Here is a 15,342-nt window from a genome sequence, read left to right on the forward strand (position 1 = left end):
CGAGGTGATGACCGTGTCTTCCTCCCATGACGTCAAGCACACCGTACAGCAACAATTCGGCCGCGCGGCGGACGAATATGTCACCAGCCTGACGCACGCGCGCGGACCCGACCTGGCGCTCCTGGTGGAGTGGCTCCATCCCCAGCCGGATTGGCATTGCCTGGACATCGCCACAGGTGGCGGACACGTCGCCAAGACGTTGGCGCCAAGTGTCGCACGGGTGGTGGCGAGCGACCTGACGCCCGCGATGCTCCACGCGGCCCGCCGCCATCTGCGGGATGCCGGCTGTCACAACGTCGACTTCGTGATCGCAGACGCAGAAAACCTTCCGTTTCTCGAAGAAACCTTCGACGCCGTCACCTGCCGAATCGCACCGCACCACTTCCCGAATCCGGACCGGTTTGTCGCCGAGGCGGCACGAGTGCTCAAGCCGGGTGGCAAGCTGTTGCTGATTGACAACGTTGCCCCAGAGGATGCCGAGTGTGCGGCCTTCCTCAACACACTGGAAAAGCTGCGGGATCCGAGCCACGTCCGCTGCCCGTCGGTCCGTGAGTGGGAAGCGTGGCTGTCCGGTGCCGGGCTGCGCGTCGTGCGTTCGCGCCCTCGCCGCAAGCGAATGGAGTTCATGCCATGGGTCAGGCGCATGGCGACGTCGGATCACCACGTGGCGGCAGTGGAGACCTTCGTGCGGACGGCGCCCGAGCGCGTCCGCATCTGCTTTGACATCGAGATAAACGAAGAGCGGGTAGCGGCCATCACCGTGGATGAGTGGATGGCGATGTGCGAGCGGTTGTGAGGGGGCACACGGAGCCGGCCGCGGCGGAGGGGGAGGAGGCCTGTGAAACGGCATCGGCGGTGGACGACCATCCTGCTCACCGGCATCGGGGTGTCCAGCATCGGGGACTTCGTGTATCTGGTGGCGCTCAACGTGTTCGTGCTGCACACCACCGGTTCGGCCGCCGCGGTCGCCGGCCTGTGGGTGGTTGGAAAGGTGTCGGCGCTCGTCGTCGGGCCCTGGGCGGGCAGCGTCACCGATCGCTTTTCCCATCGGCGGCAGTTGATTGTCGCAGAGCTGCTGCGCGCAGGATTGGTGGGACTGCTCGCCACGCTGCAGCAGGTGGCGGGAATCTACCTCGTCCTGTTCCTGCTGGGCGTTTGCGGAACGTTTTTCAACAACGCGTTTCTCCCGTATCAGACCCAGCTCGTCCCGCCTGAACACCGCAAGCGCGTCAATGCCCTGGCGAGCACGCTGCGATCGGGCGCATTCATTGTCGGCCCCGCCGTGGCCGGGGTGATGCTGCAAGCCGGCAGTGCCACGGCGGCCCTGTGGGTCGACGCGGCGAGTTTCCTGGTGTCCGCCGTCACCCTGCTGGCGTTGCCGGATTTCGGCAGGGCGGCAGGAACATCCGGCGGGTCTGGGGCGTGGTCGGCCCTGCGCCGGGATTGGGGCGCGGCCATGCAGTTCCTGAAGGACAACGTGCTGTTCACAGCCCTGTTCACGTGCAACGCACTGGCGCTGTTGGCGGCCTCAGCGGCAGACGCGCAAGAAGTGGTGTTTGCGGAGCAGGCGCTGAACCTCGGCGCGTTTGGCTACGGGATGATGGTCACCGCGGCCGGGGTCGGCTTTGTCACCGGTTCGTTGCTGGTGAGCGCGATCGCCAATCGCTTGCGTACCGAATGGCTGTTGGGCGCGGGGAGCGTATTGTCCGCGACAGGATACCTGACGTATGCATTGGCACACGGCTTCTGGACAGCGGTGACGGGGTTGGTGGTGCTCGGCGTGTTCGGGTCGTTGTCCAGCGTCGGTTTCACGACCTACATGCAGCACGCGGTCCCGGTGGCATGGATGGGGCGCATCAACAATGTGCTGGGACCCGTGCAACAAGTGCTCAGCATCGGATTCATCCTCGCAGGCGGCGCGTTGACCGCCCATTTTGGCGTGCGCAGCGCGATGGTGGGAATGACCATCGTGATGTGCGCGGTCAGTGTGGGCTCACTGGTATTGGTGTCCCTGCCGCACAACCGGCGCCTGGTGTCGGCGGCGGACGGACAAGATCAACAGGTGCAAGGGAACGTCCCGTGAAGGCGTTGATCGCACGGCGTGTACGCGATACAATCGAGCCAACTCATTCAAGTGTACGGAAAGGACGTGGGTACGACATGCTGCATCTGCCGTTTGCCATGCTTGCTCTGAACGATATGTGCATGTGCGGCATGCGCATGGCCCTGTCGTGCCCGCAGACGTGTTCGCCCGCTTTCTGAGGCAAGAGGGGGAGGATGTGCTTTTCATCTGCGCCACCGACGAGCACGGCACCCCTGCCGAACTGTCGGCGCTGGAAGCCGGGCTTTCGATCGAGGAATACTGCGCCAGAATGCACGCCATACAGGCTGACATCTATCGGCGTTTCGGGCTTTCGTTCGATCACTTTGGACGCAGCTCGTCAGCGCAAAATCGGGCCTTGACACAACACTTCTACGAGCGATTAAACCAGCACGGGTTCATCTGGCTGGACGAAGGTTTGCGTCCCCGTTGCATCACGCGGGACTTGCAGTGGGGCGTCCCGGTCCCGCGGCCAGGTTTTTCGGACAAGGTGTTTTACGTCTGGTTCGACGCGCCCATCGAATACATCGGGGCAACCAAGGAGTGGGCGGATGAGGCGCCTGGAGACCGGGACTGGCGGTCGTGGTGGTACGGCGCGGAAGACGTGGTGTACACCCAGTTCATGGCCAAGGACAACGTGCCCTTTCACGCGGTGTTCTGGCCGGCCATGATCCTCGGGACACGGGAACCCTGGACGCTGCCGGCTCACATCAAGAGTTTCAACTGGCTGACGTACTACGGGGGAAAATTCTCGACCAGTCAGAAGCGGGGCGTCTTCCTCGACGCTGCGCTGGAGGTGCAGCCTGCCGACTGTTGGCGTTACTTCTTGCTTGCACAGTCGCCAGAGTCGGACGACACCCATTTCACGTGGGAACAGTTTGCCGCCGTGGTGAACAAGGACCTGGTCGGGAACTTTGGCAACTTTGTCAACCGGACGCTGAAACTCACCCACGCTCACTTCGGGGGCACCATTCCGGAAGGTGGGACGGTGTCCGACGCCGAGACGCGGCTGCAGGAAGATTGTATCCGCCTCGTGAACGAGTGCAGGACCCTTCTCCGGAAACTGCAACTGCGCAAGGCCATCCAGACGCTCCGGGGACTTTGGTCGCTTGGCAACGTGTACCTTGACGAGCGCGCCCCCTGGACGCTGGTGAAAACGGATCGGGAGCAGGCTGCCATGGTCTTGAGGACCGCCATCCAACTGATTCGATTGTTCGCGTCGGCGGCCCACCCGGTGATCCCTTTCACGTGTGAGCGGGTGTTCGACGCGCTCCACCTCAGTCACGATGAGCGTTCTGTACCGCTCCCGCAACTGTGCGCTCTGAACGGCCTCTCGGCGGGGCGACGTTTCACGGTGCCATCACACCTGTTTCAGCGCATTTCTTCCGAAGAGGTTGCCGAGCTGAAGCAACGGTTCTCGGGACAGGTGCACTGAGACTTTGCGGAAGGGTCTTCCTGTCCTCGTGGCGCATGTGAACGCCACAGGTTTGGACCGAGCCCGAAATGTTCAACCTATCCTCAAGCGCGGATTTCCATCCGTCACCACGGTCGCCACATGGCGGCCCCATCTGTCACCGCGCGGGGAGGAAGGCATCTCATGGCAAACGGGAGCGACTACAAACCGTTCATCTCGCCTGAGGAGCGTCCGCCGGAGCTGACCGTGACAGCCGTGGTCTTGGGCGTTCTCCTGGCCATTGTGTTCGGGGCCGCCAACGCGTATCTCGGGTTGATCATCGGCATGACCATCAGTGCCTCCATCCCGGCGTCGGTCATCTCCATGGCCATCATCCGCGGTCTGCTGCGCAGAAACTCCATCCTCGAGAACAACATCGTCCAGACCATGACCACTGCCGGCGAAGCGCTGGCCTCCGGCGCCATTTTCACCTTGCCGGCGCTGTTTCTGTGGAAAGTGAATCCTGACCTGTTCCGCATCACCCTGGTGGTGTTGACGGGCGGTTTTCTCGGCGTCCTGTTTATGATCCCGCTGCGCCGCATGCTGGTGGTCCGCGAACACGGCAAGCTCCCGTACCCCGAAGGGACCGCGTGCGCCCGCGTCCTGATGGCCGGGGAGGAGGGCGGTCAGCGCGCGTGGCTGGTGTTCAAAGGATTGGGCCTCGGCGCGGTCTTCAAGTTTCTCGAAGACGGTCTCAAGCTGTTTCCGTCCGAGATCTCGACGGGCGTGGCCGGATTGCGCCAGGGCATGGTCGGCATGGATACCCTTCCCTCGTTGATGGGCGTCGGCTTCGTCATCGGGCCGCGCATCGGCGGGTTGATGGCGGCCGGCGGCGTGATCGCATGGCTGATCCTCATCCCGATGATCGCCTACTTTGGCCAAGGAACGGGCGTCGTGCCGCCGGGGAGTGCTCCGCTGCCCAAGTTGGACGCCTGGGGCATCTGGGACAGCTACATCCGTTACATCGGCGCCGGCGCCGTCGCCGCTGGCGGCATCATCAGCCTGATCCGCACGCTGCCGACCCTGTGGCGAACGCTGGCCGCCACCGCAGCGGCAGCCCGCGACCGTTCCGCCTCGGCAGCGGACGGTCTGCTTCGCACCGAGCAGGACATCCCCCGCCGGGTCAGCATTCCGCTGGCCGTGGGGATCCTCCTGGTGATTGCGTTCCTGCCGCAGTTGGACGTGGGGATCATCGGGGCTCTCGGCGTGGCCATCGTGGGCTTTTTGTTCGTCACCGTCTCGGCGCGCATTGTGGGCATCGTGGGATCCTCGTCCGATCCGGTCTCCGGCATGACCATCGCCACCCTGCTCATCGTCGCCACCACGTACCGGGCCGCCGGCTACACCGGGATGCGGGGGATGGTGGCCTCCCTCGTGGTGGGCGCCATCATCTGCACCGCGCTCGCCATCGCGGGCGACATCTCGCAGGACCTGAAGACCGGGTTTCTCGTCGGCGCGACCCCCAGGCGGCAACAGGCCGCCATGCTCATCGGGACGTTCGCATCCGGCCTGACCATCGGCTGGGTATTGGTGTTGTTGAACGATGCCTACGGCTTCGGATCGAAAGACCTGCCCGCGCCGAAGGCGGTACTGATGAAGATGATCATCGAAGGCATCATGAACGCGAGCATGCCCTGGGACCTCATCTTCATCGGTGTCGCGATGGCCGTCGCCATCGAGTTGCTCGGCGTGGAAGCCCTGCCGGTGGCGGTCGGCCTGTATCTGCCCGTGCATACCAGCGTCCCCGTGCTGCTCGGCGGTCTGGTCCGCTGGTGGGTGACCCGCCCGCGGAAAGACGGGAACGCCGCCCACCCGACCGACGTTGCCGAACGGGGCGTCCTGGCCGCGTCCGGCCTCATCGCCGGCGAGTCGCTGCTCGGCATCCTGCTCGCCATCCTGGTCACCGTAAAAATCCCCCTGCCCGCCAACCCTTTGGCGCCCGGGTGGGTGTCGCTGGTTCTGTTCTTGCTCCTCGCCCTGTGGCTCGGGTGGACGGCGGTGCGCGGCCGATCCGCCGGTGCATCCGCCACCCGGTGATATACATTCTCGCCCATTCGCGGTACGATGGGGCGGGAGATGTCACACGGGAGGGGTACTGATGAGAGAGCAGGCGATCGCGTTCTTACAGCGGGTGGTCCGCATCCGTTCCGTCAACCCGCCTGGGGATGAGCTGCCCGTGGCGTTGGCGCTGAAGGAGTTGTTTGACGCGCACGGGGTGGAGAACCGGCTGGTGGATCTCGGAAACCACCGCGCCAACCTGGTGGCCTGGCTGCGTGGCCAAGGGCCTGAATCGGGACGGCGCGTGCTCGCGCTGTCCGGCCATACCGACGTCGTGCCGCCGGGGCAAGTGCAGTGGCAGCGAGACCCGTTTTCCGGCGACATCGAGAACGGACGGTTGTACGGGCGCGGGTCTTGCGACATGAAAAGCGGCCTCGTCGCGCTCGCGTTCGCCCTCCTGGAGTTGAAGGCCGAAGGCGTCCAGTTGAACGGGGACGTCAAGTTCCTCGCGTCGGCCGGGGAGGAGGCGGGTGCATTCGGCGCCAAGCACTTTTTCGACAGCGGTGAGATGGAGGGCGTGAGCGCGCTGTTGATCGGCGAATCGACGCACCATGACGTGGTCGTCGCGCACAAAGGCGCCCTGTGGGTCGAGGTGATCTGCTATGGCAAGACCGCGCACGGATCGACCCCCGACCAAGGCGTCAACGCCATCGTACATATGAACCGTTTCCTCAACGCCCTGTTGGATCGATTTGAGCTGGTCTACGAGCCGGACCCACTGCTCGGCCACCCCACGTTCAACGTCGCCGTGATTGAGGGCGGCGTGAAGACGAACGTGGTGCCGGACCGGTGCAGCGTTCAGATTGACTTTCGGACCGTGCCCGGGCAGCGGCACGAGGATATCGTCACGGCGTTAAACCGCCTGTTGGATGAACTGCACGAGGAGGACGCCACGTTCCGCGGAGAAGTGCGCGTCTTCAACGACTTGCCGCCGGTGGGCACGGACCCGGACGATCCGTTTGTGCAAACCGTGGTGCACTCTGTCCGCGAGGTGGTCGGGCGCGATCCCGCGGTACGGGGCATGAACGGCTACACCGACGGCGCTGCGTTGGCGCCGCCGCACAGCCCGGTGCCACTCGTCATCCTTGGCGGCGGAGACGACCACATGGCGCACCAGCCGGACGAATCGGTCGAACTGGAGGCCTTCCTGCAATCCATCGACGTCTACAAAACCGTCATCCGTCGCTACTTGGCGTGAAACATCTCATCCAGCCGGTCACAGACCGTGTGTGCCTGCGCACCGGGGCAGACGGTACGCGGCGCCGGCTGGGCGAGGGGGAGCTGCTCGGTGCGACCGGCTTTCGCCATGTGTGACACGGTCACCATCCGTACGGCGGATAGCCCCCGTACGGATGTCCTCCGTAGGGCGGATAATACGGGTAAGGCGGACGGGACGCCGCAGCGCCGAGCAACGTTCCGGCGGCGAACGACGCGACGACGGCGAACGGAAAGAAGATGGGGGCAAAGATGACCGGGCGGGCGTAGACGGGCGGTGTACCTGTGGCGCTCGGACCCAGGTCGGCCGTCCGCGCGGCGACGCCGGGTACACCTCCGGCCGGGACCGGATCATGCAACTGAATCAGATACATCCCTCTTTTGCTGACGCGAATCAGGATGCCGTGGTAGACCAGGCCGCTGATGTGCCGGATCACCACCGGCTGGTGCAGCAACCGCAGGGCAAGTTCATACATCCGTTTCCACACGTGGATCACGTCCCCTCCCAATGGCTGGCGCCTGGATCTGCGTGATCTACCGTATGGCACAGGTGCCCCGCCCGCACGGTTCAGCCGCCCATTTTCGGGGCGGATGCCGCTGGACCGCCCGGATCGATGCGAACCTTCCATGTGCAGACATGGAAAAACCCGCCGGACCCGTTTGACGCACGGGCCGGCGGGTAGTAACATCAAAGATCGGCAGCGCTTCCAATCTGCCGAAAAAGACTTTCATAGATTGCGTTTTCTTACCGAGATATTACCGCATCCGGTGCCGCGCGTCAATGCTGGGGCACCGGAGACTGGGCGGCGCATGGGAGGTTCGGCGGTGAGCGTACCAGAGCAGGAATGGCAATGGGAGCAGCGGCGGGTCGACGACGTCGTCGGGCAGATCCGGAGACGGGCGGCTGAACTCGAAGCGCAGATCGGAGACGTGCGGGCAGATGTGGTCGAGCTGCGCCGGAACTTTTGGGACGAAGTCACCATCAACTTGAGCAGCCTTGACGATCTCGTGGAGACCCACTTCAGCATCCGGCAGCAGGCGGAGGTCCTGGCCGACAGGGAACGCATGCACCAGCAGGGTGCCCGGGAGTTGAAGACGCTGCGCAAGTTGGCCGATTCTCCGTATTTCGGGCGGATCGACTTCCAGGAAAATGGGTCACCGCGCCCGGAGTCCATCTACATCGGCATCGCGTCGTTCAAGGCGGATGACGACACTTTCCTCATCTACGATTGGCGCGCGCCGATTGCAAGTCTGTACTACGACCACACCCCCGGCCCGGTGTCTTACGAAGCCCCCGCGGGGACGATGGAAGGGACGATGTCGCTCAAGCGCCAGTTTGTGATCCACGACGGCACCATCCGGTTGATGTTCGATGCGAGCGTCACCATCGGTGATGAACTGCTGATGGAAGTGTTGAGCCGTCATGCGGACGTGCACATGCGGAACATCGTCGCCACGATTCAAAAGGAGCAGAACCGCATCATCCGGCACGATCGCGGACGACTGCTGGTGGTCCAAGGGGCGGCGGGCAGCGGCAAGACGTCGGCGGCCCTGCAGCGCGTGGCCTATCTGTTGTACAAATACCGCAAGACGTTGACGGCGGACGAAATGCTGCTGTTCTCGCCGAATCCTCTGTTCAGCAGCTACGTCTCGACCGTGCTGCCGGAGCTGGGAGAGGAGAACATGCGCCAGGCGACGTTCCACGAATACCTGGTGCACCGGTTGGGCCGCCTGTTTGAGGTGGAGAACCCGTTCGATCAACTGGAGTACGTCCTCACCCAGTCCGGCGCACCGGAACACGCGGTTCGGTTGGCCGCCATCCGGTACAAAGGCTCGACGGCGTTTCTCCGCCTCATCCGCGCCTATCAGGAATTCCTGCTCCTCCAGGGGATGCAGTTCCGGCCCGTCCGGCTGGAGGACCGGGTCATCGTGTCGGCAGAGGAGATCAAGCGCCAGTTCTACCAGCCGGGTGCGCCCCGCCGCATGCCGGAGCGGCTGGAGTGGCTGCGGGATTGGCTCCTCAAGCAGGTGAGCGCTTTCGCGGAGCGGGAATGGCAGGCGGAGTGGGTCGAACGCGAGGTGGAGGCGCTCGATCCCGCGGATTACCGGAAGGCCTATCAGCAGATGCGCCAGTCTCCGTTCGCCGGTGACGCGGACGACTACGACCGGCAACGGGAGATCCTCGCTCGGATGGTGCTCCGGCGCTATCTTCGGCCCGTCCGCGCCCGGATCAAACGGTTCCAGTTTGTGAACCCCACGGCGCTGTACCGGCGACTGTTCCAGGATCCTTCGTTCGCGAAGCGCCTGGCGGGTGCCGACGGCCTGCCTGCGGAGTGGCCCGAGATCTGCGAACTGACGCTGAAATACCTGGATCAACGGACCTTGCCCTACGAAGACGCCACTCCGTACCTGTACCTCAAGGAACTGGTTCAGGGGGTGCATATGAACACCACGGTCCGGCACGTGCTGGTGGACGAGGCGCAGGATTACTCCCCGTTCCAATTGGAATTTCTCAAGCGCCTCTTTCCCCGCGCCCGGATGACCCTGCTCGGCGACCTGAACCAGACCATCTCGCCCTACGGGGGCGCGCTCGGGAACCAGGAAGACCTGCTGCAGCTGTACGGGCCGCAGGAGACGGACGTCATCCGGCTGACGCGGAGTTACCGATCGACCCGGGAGATCGTCGAGTTCACCCGCGGCATGGTACCGGGTGGAGAAGCCATCGTCCCCTTTGAGCGCACGGGGGACCGGCCGCAAGTGGTGCAGGCGCGGGATCGGACGTCCCTGCACCGGGGCATCGTGGAGGCCGTCGAACATCTGAAGCGGTGCGGATGCCAGTCCATTGCCATCATCTGCAAGACGGCGGCGGAGAGCCGGGAGGCACACGAAGCCTTGGGGCCCGGCTTGGGCGCGACGCTCGTCGACGCATTCACACCGGAGTTCGCACCCGGCATTCTGATTCTGCCTTCCTATCTGGCGAAGGGCGTCGAGTTTGACGGGGTGGTAGTGTACGACGCCTCCGAAGACGCGTACCACACGGAGGGGGACCGGTATCTGTTGTACACGGTGTGCACCCGTGCGATGCATCACCTGTGGATCGGGTGTCTCGGTACACCCAGCCGTTTTATCCTCGATCAACCCGACACGACCTATCGGTTGCGACAGGCGGGCGAATGAGCGGCAGGCTTTTCCCTTGCGCAAAATCGCCCGTACGGGTATATTCTCAGTAAACCGACATGAAAAAGTGATTTCGGTGCAGATGTCATCCGGTGCTGTCATACCTGTAGCTTCGGATTCATTCGATAGTGAGTAGAGGCAACCGAGGTGAAGCGCATGGCGAAAGTGGTGGGGATCATCGGGGGCATGGGGCCGCTGGCCACGGTGGACCTGATGCGGAAAATCGTCCTCAACACTCCGGTGGAGCGAGACCAGGATCATCTCCACGTGATTGTCGACAACTATCCGCAGATCCCGGACCGGGTGGCGGCTATCCTCAGCGGCGGGCCCGATCCCACACCGCATCTCGTTGCGTCCGCCCGGCGCTTGGTGGCGGCCGGCGCGGAGTTGTTGGCCATCGCGTGCAACACCGCGCATCACTTCTTGCCCGCGCTGGAAGAGGCGGTACCCATCCCGTTCGTCCACATGCCGCAGGAGGTGGCGTGGGCGTTGCAGGGAAGAGGCATTCGTGAGGCCTGGTTGCTCGCCAGCACGGCCACGGTGGCCACCGGGCTTTATCAGGCGCCATTGGCCGCGGCCGGGATCGCAACGGTCACGCCGCCGGAAACCTTGCAGCAGGTGGTCCAGGAGGGCATCCGGGCTGTGAAGCTGGGGGATCTCAGCCAGGGAGAGGCCCTGTTTCGCCGCGTGATCGATCACGCGGTCCAAAACGGAGCCCAGGCCGTCATCGCGGGATGCACCGAAATTCCTGCCGTCATCACGCCGGAGCAGGTCCCCGTCGTGGTGGATCCCACAGATATTCTTGCCCGCGCCATCGTCCGCGAGGCGATGGGGAATCGCGAGGCCATGGAGGGGGTGATTCACGACGTCCATCGGGTGTAATCCGGGGTATCCAGTGCCTTCTGGAAGGTGCCGTACACGCGTGAATGCACGCTCTTGATTTCGCGAGGAGGGAAGTCCATGAGCAAACGCCTGGCGCTGTTCATCTTCGCCGGTCTGATCCTCGGGGCCATCGTCGGATTGATCTTCCCGAGCTTCGGCGTCGCCATCCAACCGCTCGGCACCATGTTCATCAACCTGGTGGAAATGGTGATCCTGCCGGTGGTGTTCTTCGCCATTGTCGTCGGAGCGGCCGGTGTCGCCGACATCAGGCGGATGGGCAAGATTGGCCTCAAGTCCATCGTCTGGTTCGAAATCATCACCACCATCATCATCCTGTTGGGGATCATCCTTGCTGACCTGCTGCAACCCGGTGCCGGCGTGCAATTGGCCAGCGCGAAAGCGGGCGACATCTCCGTCGCGAAGCAGCAGAAGATCGACATCGTCAACATGATTGTCAACATCCCGCCGAAGAACATCGTCGACGCCTTCCAGAAGGACGCTGTCATCTCGGTCGTGTTCTTCGCCGCGATGCTCGGTTTGGCCATCGCCTCGGTGAAAGAGAAGGGCAAGGTGGTCCTGCAGGTCTTCGAGGGCCTGATGCAGGCATCTTTCACGTTGATCCGCTGGGTGATGCACGCAGCACCGGTGGGCGTATTCGCGCTGGCAGCGTACGCGGCCGGGAAGTATGGATACCAGGTGTTCCTCCCGTTGGCGAAGGTGATCCTGGTCACTTACCTTGGGCTCGCCATCGTGGTGTTCGTGCTGTTCCCGCTGGTCTGCAGACTGGTGCTCAGGGTGCCGTTTTTCAAGGTATTCTGGGGCGTCGTGGACCTGTTCCTGATTGCGTTTTCTTCGACGAGTTCGGAGGTCGTTCTGCCGCAGTTGATTGAGTTCTCGGAGCGGATCGGCGTCCCGCGCTCCATCGCGGCCTTCGTCATTCCGCTCGGCATCTCCTGGAATGCGGACGGGACCAGCCTCTACCTGTCGGTGGCGAGCCTGTTCGTCGCACAGGTGGCCGGCCTGCACTTGACCTTGGGGCAACAGATCACCATGATCCTCATCCTGATTGTCACCTCCAAAGGCATCGCGGGCGTCCCGATGGCTGGACTCGTGGTGCTCCTGACGACCGCGACGGCCTTCGGGCTGCCGATCCAGGGCGTCGCCCTGTTGGCCGCCGTCGACCGGGTGATGGACATGGCGCGCACCGGTGTCAACGTGTTCGGCCACTCCGTGGCGGCCATCGCCGTCGCCAAGTGGGAACGGGAATTCGACAGTGGAAAACTCGCTGCCTACATCGCCTCAACCCACAAGACCACACCGCCAGGTGGGGCAGAAAAGGCGATTTGACGCTTGCACACCCAGCTTGTTCCGGCCCGTGATGCTGCCCGTCACGGGCCGGCATTCATTCTGCGGGCCGGTGTGCACCCGACAGGAATTTCTTCACTCACGTCGAATTTTTGGCATGAATCCTTCGTGAACCATGATGCTTTGCAGTCGTGCAGGGAGAGGTGCCGTGAATGCGTGCGGGAGATGCGGGACGGGAACCGGTTCCTGTCGAGCGAGGACGCCTGCGGCTCACCATCGGCAGTGCTTACTTTACATGCAAACGGTACGCACAGTGGTACCTCTCCAGGACCCGGTACGCCGCCGAACGGTTGCCACGGCATGAGGGTGCGAGGCGCTTTCCCCACATTGTGGTTCAACATCAGACACCGTTGTTTCGGAATCTGGCGGGGACGGAACACGGGTTGCAGGTGAACAAGGTCCACAATCTCCGGTTGGCGGTTCGGCGCCTGGACGGGCTGCGACTGCGGCCAGGCGAGACGCTCAGCGTGTGGAGGTTGGTGGGACGCCCCTCAAGACGTCGGGGATATTTGCCAGGGATGATTTTGGTGAATGGGGAAATCCGCACAGGCTACGGGGGAGGGCTGTGCCAGCTTTCGAACCTGCTGTATTGGATGACGATGCACACCGAACTGACGGTGACCGAACGTTACCGCCACCAGTATGACGTCTTCCCGGATGCAAACCGGACCCTGCCGTTCGGCAGCGGGGCGACCATCGCTTACAATTACATCGACCTGAAGATCCGCAATGACACCGACGAAGAATACTACCTGTGCCTCGACGTGACACATTCGCATCTGGTCGGTGCCTGGCGTTGCTCACTTCCCGCGCGTTTCCAATACGAAATCGTCGAGCGACATCATCGGATCACGCAGCACCCCAGCGGCAAGTACATACGTCATAACCAGCTGTGGCGGCGGCGCTGGGACCTGTCGGGCACGCTCGTCGACGAGACCCTCGTAGTGGAAAACCATGCATTGATGATGTACAGCCCTCTTCTGCCATCGGGCACGGAGGGCAGTGCAACACGTCCAGTGGATCCGTCCGAGGAGGAGACGGTGACCGCTGGATCAAATGTTTGACAGGCGGGATCGGATGTCTCCACTGCGAATCGCGTTGTTGCAATTGATGCCGCTAGGTTCGGATGAGAAGGCCAACCTGAAGAGAGCTGACTGGGCATGTCAGACGGCGAAGGACCGGGGTGCGGACATCGCGTTGTTCCCGGAGATGTGGAACATCGGCTACTCGCCGCCATTTCCGGAGGCCTGGACGGATCCCTGGCGTCCTGATAGAGAACAGGAACGCGCGGCTTGGAAGTCGCGCGCAGTGGACGAAAGTGACCCGTATGTTCAACATTTTGTCCAACGGGCGCGCGATCTCGAGATGGCCATTGCCATCACCTACTTGGAGCGTTGGCCAGGGGCCCCGCGCAACACCGTGCTGCTCATTGATCGGACGGGAAGGCCGGTGCTGAAATATGCGAAGGTGCATACGTGCGATTTTTCCTTGGAGGCCCTGTGCACACCTGGAACAGACTTCCCGGTGTGTGTCTTGGAGACCGCGTGCGGCCCTGTGCGGGTGGGGGCGATGATTTGCTATGACCGTGAGTTCCCGGAAAGCGCCCGCATCCTGATGTTGAATGGAGCAGAGATCATTTTGGTGCCGAATGCGTGCGAAATGAACGAGATACGCTTGCGGCAGCTGTCCGTCCGCGCATTCGAAAATATGGTCGGTGTGGCCATGGCCAACTACGCCGGGGTGGGATGGGGAAGGTCGGCCGCATACCATCCGTGTGTATTTGATGAACAGGGACGCACCGTCGATCCTTTGGTTATCGAAGCGGATGAAAGCGAGGGTGTGTGGATCGCGGAGTTTGACTTGGCGCACCTGCGGAGATATCGAGAACGTGAAGCGTGGGGAAATGCATATCGAAAGCCACGTGCGTATGGTGCACTGATCGACGAGAAAGTGGAACCTCCGTTCCTGCGCCCTGACGCTCGGCGTTAAAGGCATTGAAGGCATTCACAATGATGGTATGTTATACTCCGTGCACATGGCGCACATGGTCTCGCGTTTCGCAGAACGATGGGTGAGCAGAACGGTCGCCGAGCTGTCCAATAGAAAGGAGTTAGGGCGAAATGTCTAAAATCACAACTTTCCTCATGTTTGATGGTCAAGCTGAAGAAGCCATGAAATTCTATACGTCGTTGTTTAAGGATTCCCAAATCAATCACATCTTTCATTCTGAAGATGGGAAAATATTACACGCCACGTTCACGCTCAAGGGACAGACAATGATGTGCATGGATACTTCGGTCAAACATGATTTTACGTTTACCCCTTCCATCTCCTTGTTTGTAACGTGCGACACGGAGGGGGAGATCGATGCGTTGTTCGAGAGGTTATCGGAAGGCGGGCAGGTGCTGATGCCGTTAGCCCCTTCTCCAATCAGTCAAAAATTTGGATGGGTTACCGACAAATTCGGCGTTTCATGGCAGTTAAACCTCAGTCAGTGAAATTGCATTGCAGACGGGGGACATGAATGGAACGGACTTCCCGTGAACGACCGTTAGACAGTGAGGAGAGGAGTTATGACAAATGACCTTACAGTCCACAACGGACGGGATGAGATTCACCCCACAAATGTTTCTGGATTATCATACTCGACGACTTGGGATTCAAATTGAAGACATTGGAGTCGCGCCGACTGTCATTGTAACGTGGTTTACTCGTGTACGTGAAGCCCTCACACGTTCGGTAATGGAAAAGTACTTGCCAATGCCCCGTTTCGACACGCCTATTCAGGCTATCGTGGCGACGTCCCGGTCACCATTGTTCAGTGTCCGATAGGAGCACCAGGTACGATCATTCAAATGGAAGAATTGATCGTATGCGGCGCACGGCGTTTTATTGGAATTGGTGCTGCGGGGAGTCTGCAATCCGTCAACCCCATTGGGAGCTTGTTGATTCCTGACGAATGTGTTCGAGACGAAGGAACATCCAGACATTATTTAGGGTCTGCTGAACGAGTCTTTCTGCGAGATTCGACGGCACTTGGTTTGTATGCTGTTGTATGGCGTCTTGGCCTGCCGCCAAACGTCACGCGAGC

At 62.0% G+C, this 15,342-nt stretch carries 13 protein-coding genes; 12 read left to right on the plus strand and 1 reads right to left on the minus strand.

The features are described 5' to 3' along the window. Positions 1–7 precede the first annotated feature (7 nt). The 5 genes from BM357_RS14510 (at position 8) to BM357_RS14530 (ending at position 6,810) form a co-directional block, all read left to right on the plus strand. Positions 8–796 carry a class I SAM-dependent methyltransferase gene (locus BM357_RS14510; RefSeq protein ID WP_074954993.1) on the plus strand — a complete coding sequence of 263 codons (789 nt, stop codon included), beginning with the start codon at positions 8–10 and terminating at the stop codon, positions 794–796. 42 nt (positions 797–838) lie between these two features. Next, the gene (locus tag BM357_RS14515) at positions 839–2,083 is read left to right on the plus strand and encodes an MFS transporter (protein ID WP_074954996.1); all 1,245 of its coding nucleotides are present in this window, start codon (positions 839–841) and stop codon (positions 2,081–2,083) included. 124 nt (positions 2,084–2,207) lie between these two features. Continuing rightward, positions 2,208–3,536, plus strand: a complete 1,329-nt coding sequence (locus BM357_RS14520; protein WP_217647700.1) for a methionine--tRNA ligase — start codon at positions 2,208–2,210, stop codon at positions 3,534–3,536. A gap of 162 nt (positions 3,537–3,698) precedes the next feature. Further along, entirely contained in the window at positions 3,699–5,591 is a 1,893-nt protein-coding gene (locus tag BM357_RS14525; protein ID WP_217647701.1) for an OPT family oligopeptide transporter, read from the plus strand. A 61-nt stretch (positions 5,592–5,652) separates the two neighbouring features. Then, positions 5,653–6,810 (plus strand): M20 family metallopeptidase, encoded by a 1,158-nt coding sequence (locus BM357_RS14530; RefSeq protein WP_083430559.1) that lies wholly within the window; start codon positions 5,653–5,655, stop codon positions 6,808–6,810. Between the two features lie 121 nt (positions 6,811–6,931). Here the strand turns inward: BM357_RS14530 and BM357_RS14535 are convergent, their stop codons facing one another. Continuing rightward, positions 6,932–7,315: a hypothetical protein gene (locus tag BM357_RS14535; protein WP_139234737.1), complete on the minus strand. Its 384-nt coding sequence runs from the start codon at positions 7,313–7,315 to the stop codon at positions 6,932–6,934. Between the two features lie 337 nt (positions 7,316–7,652). Between BM357_RS14535 and helD the strand changes: the two genes are divergently transcribed. From helD to BM357_RS14570, 7 genes are all read left to right on the plus strand, one after another. Continuing rightward, on the plus strand, positions 7,653–10,004 hold the full coding sequence (gene helD / locus BM357_RS14540; RefSeq protein WP_074955008.1) for an RNA polymerase recycling motor HelD: 2,352 nt from the start codon (positions 7,653–7,655) through the stop codon (positions 10,002–10,004). A 156-nt stretch (positions 10,005–10,160) separates the two neighbouring features. After that, complete coding sequence (gene cuyB, locus BM357_RS14545) at positions 10,161–10,886, plus strand: cysteate racemase (RefSeq protein WP_074955048.1); 726 nt, start codon at positions 10,161–10,163, stop codon at positions 10,884–10,886. 78 nt (positions 10,887–10,964) lie between these two features. Next, complete coding sequence (locus BM357_RS14550) at positions 10,965–12,233, plus strand: dicarboxylate/amino acid:cation symporter (protein WP_074955010.1); 1,269 nt, start codon at positions 10,965–10,967, stop codon at positions 12,231–12,233. A gap of 170 nt (positions 12,234–12,403) precedes the next feature. Further along, entirely contained in the window at positions 12,404–13,315 is a 912-nt protein-coding gene (locus tag BM357_RS14555) for a VanW family protein (RefSeq protein WP_074955013.1), read from the plus strand. Between the two features lie 13 nt (positions 13,316–13,328). Next, positions 13,329–14,240, plus strand: a complete 912-nt coding sequence (locus BM357_RS14560) for a carbon-nitrogen hydrolase family protein (RefSeq protein ID WP_074955050.1) — start codon at positions 13,329–13,331, stop codon at positions 14,238–14,240. A gap of 131 nt (positions 14,241–14,371) precedes the next feature. Next, positions 14,372–14,749, plus strand: a complete 378-nt coding sequence (locus BM357_RS14565; protein WP_074955016.1) for a VOC family protein — start codon at positions 14,372–14,374, stop codon at positions 14,747–14,749. 330 nt (positions 14,750–15,079) lie between these two features. Then, positions 15,080–15,342: phosphorylase family protein (locus tag BM357_RS14570; RefSeq protein ID WP_483869896.1), on the plus strand; the 263-nt coding region annotated here is incomplete at its 3' end.

It is taken from the genome of Paenalicyclobacillus macrosporangiidus, assembly GCF_900116805.1.
Classification (GTDB): Bacteria; Bacillota; Bacilli; order Alicyclobacillales; family Alicyclobacillaceae; genus Alicyclobacillus_H; species Alicyclobacillus_H macrosporangiidus.

Bases quoted from the DNA above. Each gene is read 5' to 3' on its own strand.
- BM357_RS14510 (WP_074954993.1), top strand. From the start codon at position 8: ATGACCGTGTCTTCCTCCCATGACGTCAAGCACACCGTACAGCAACAA.
- BM357_RS14525 (WP_217647701.1), top strand. From the start codon at position 3,699: ATGGCAAACGGGAGCGACTACAAACCGTTCATCTCGCCTGAGGAGCGT.
- BM357_RS14530 (WP_083430559.1), top strand. From the start codon at position 5,653: ATGAGAGAGCAGGCGATCGCGTTCTTACAGCGGGTGGTCCGCATCCGT.
- cuyB (WP_074955048.1), top strand. From the start codon at position 10,161: ATGGCGAAAGTGGTGGGGATCATCGGGGGCATGGGGCCGCTGGCCACG.
- BM357_RS14550 (WP_074955010.1), top strand. From the start codon at position 10,965: ATGAGCAAACGCCTGGCGCTGTTCATCTTCGCCGGTCTGATCCTCGGG.
- BM357_RS14555 (WP_074955013.1), top strand. From the start codon at position 12,404: ATGCGTGCGGGAGATGCGGGACGGGAACCGGTTCCTGTCGAGCGAGGA.
- BM357_RS14560 (WP_074955050.1), top strand. From the start codon at position 13,329: ATGTCTCCACTGCGAATCGCGTTGTTGCAATTGATGCCGCTAGGTTCG.
- BM357_RS14565 (WP_074955016.1), top strand. From the start codon at position 14,372: ATGTCTAAAATCACAACTTTCCTCATGTTTGATGGTCAAGCTGAAGAA.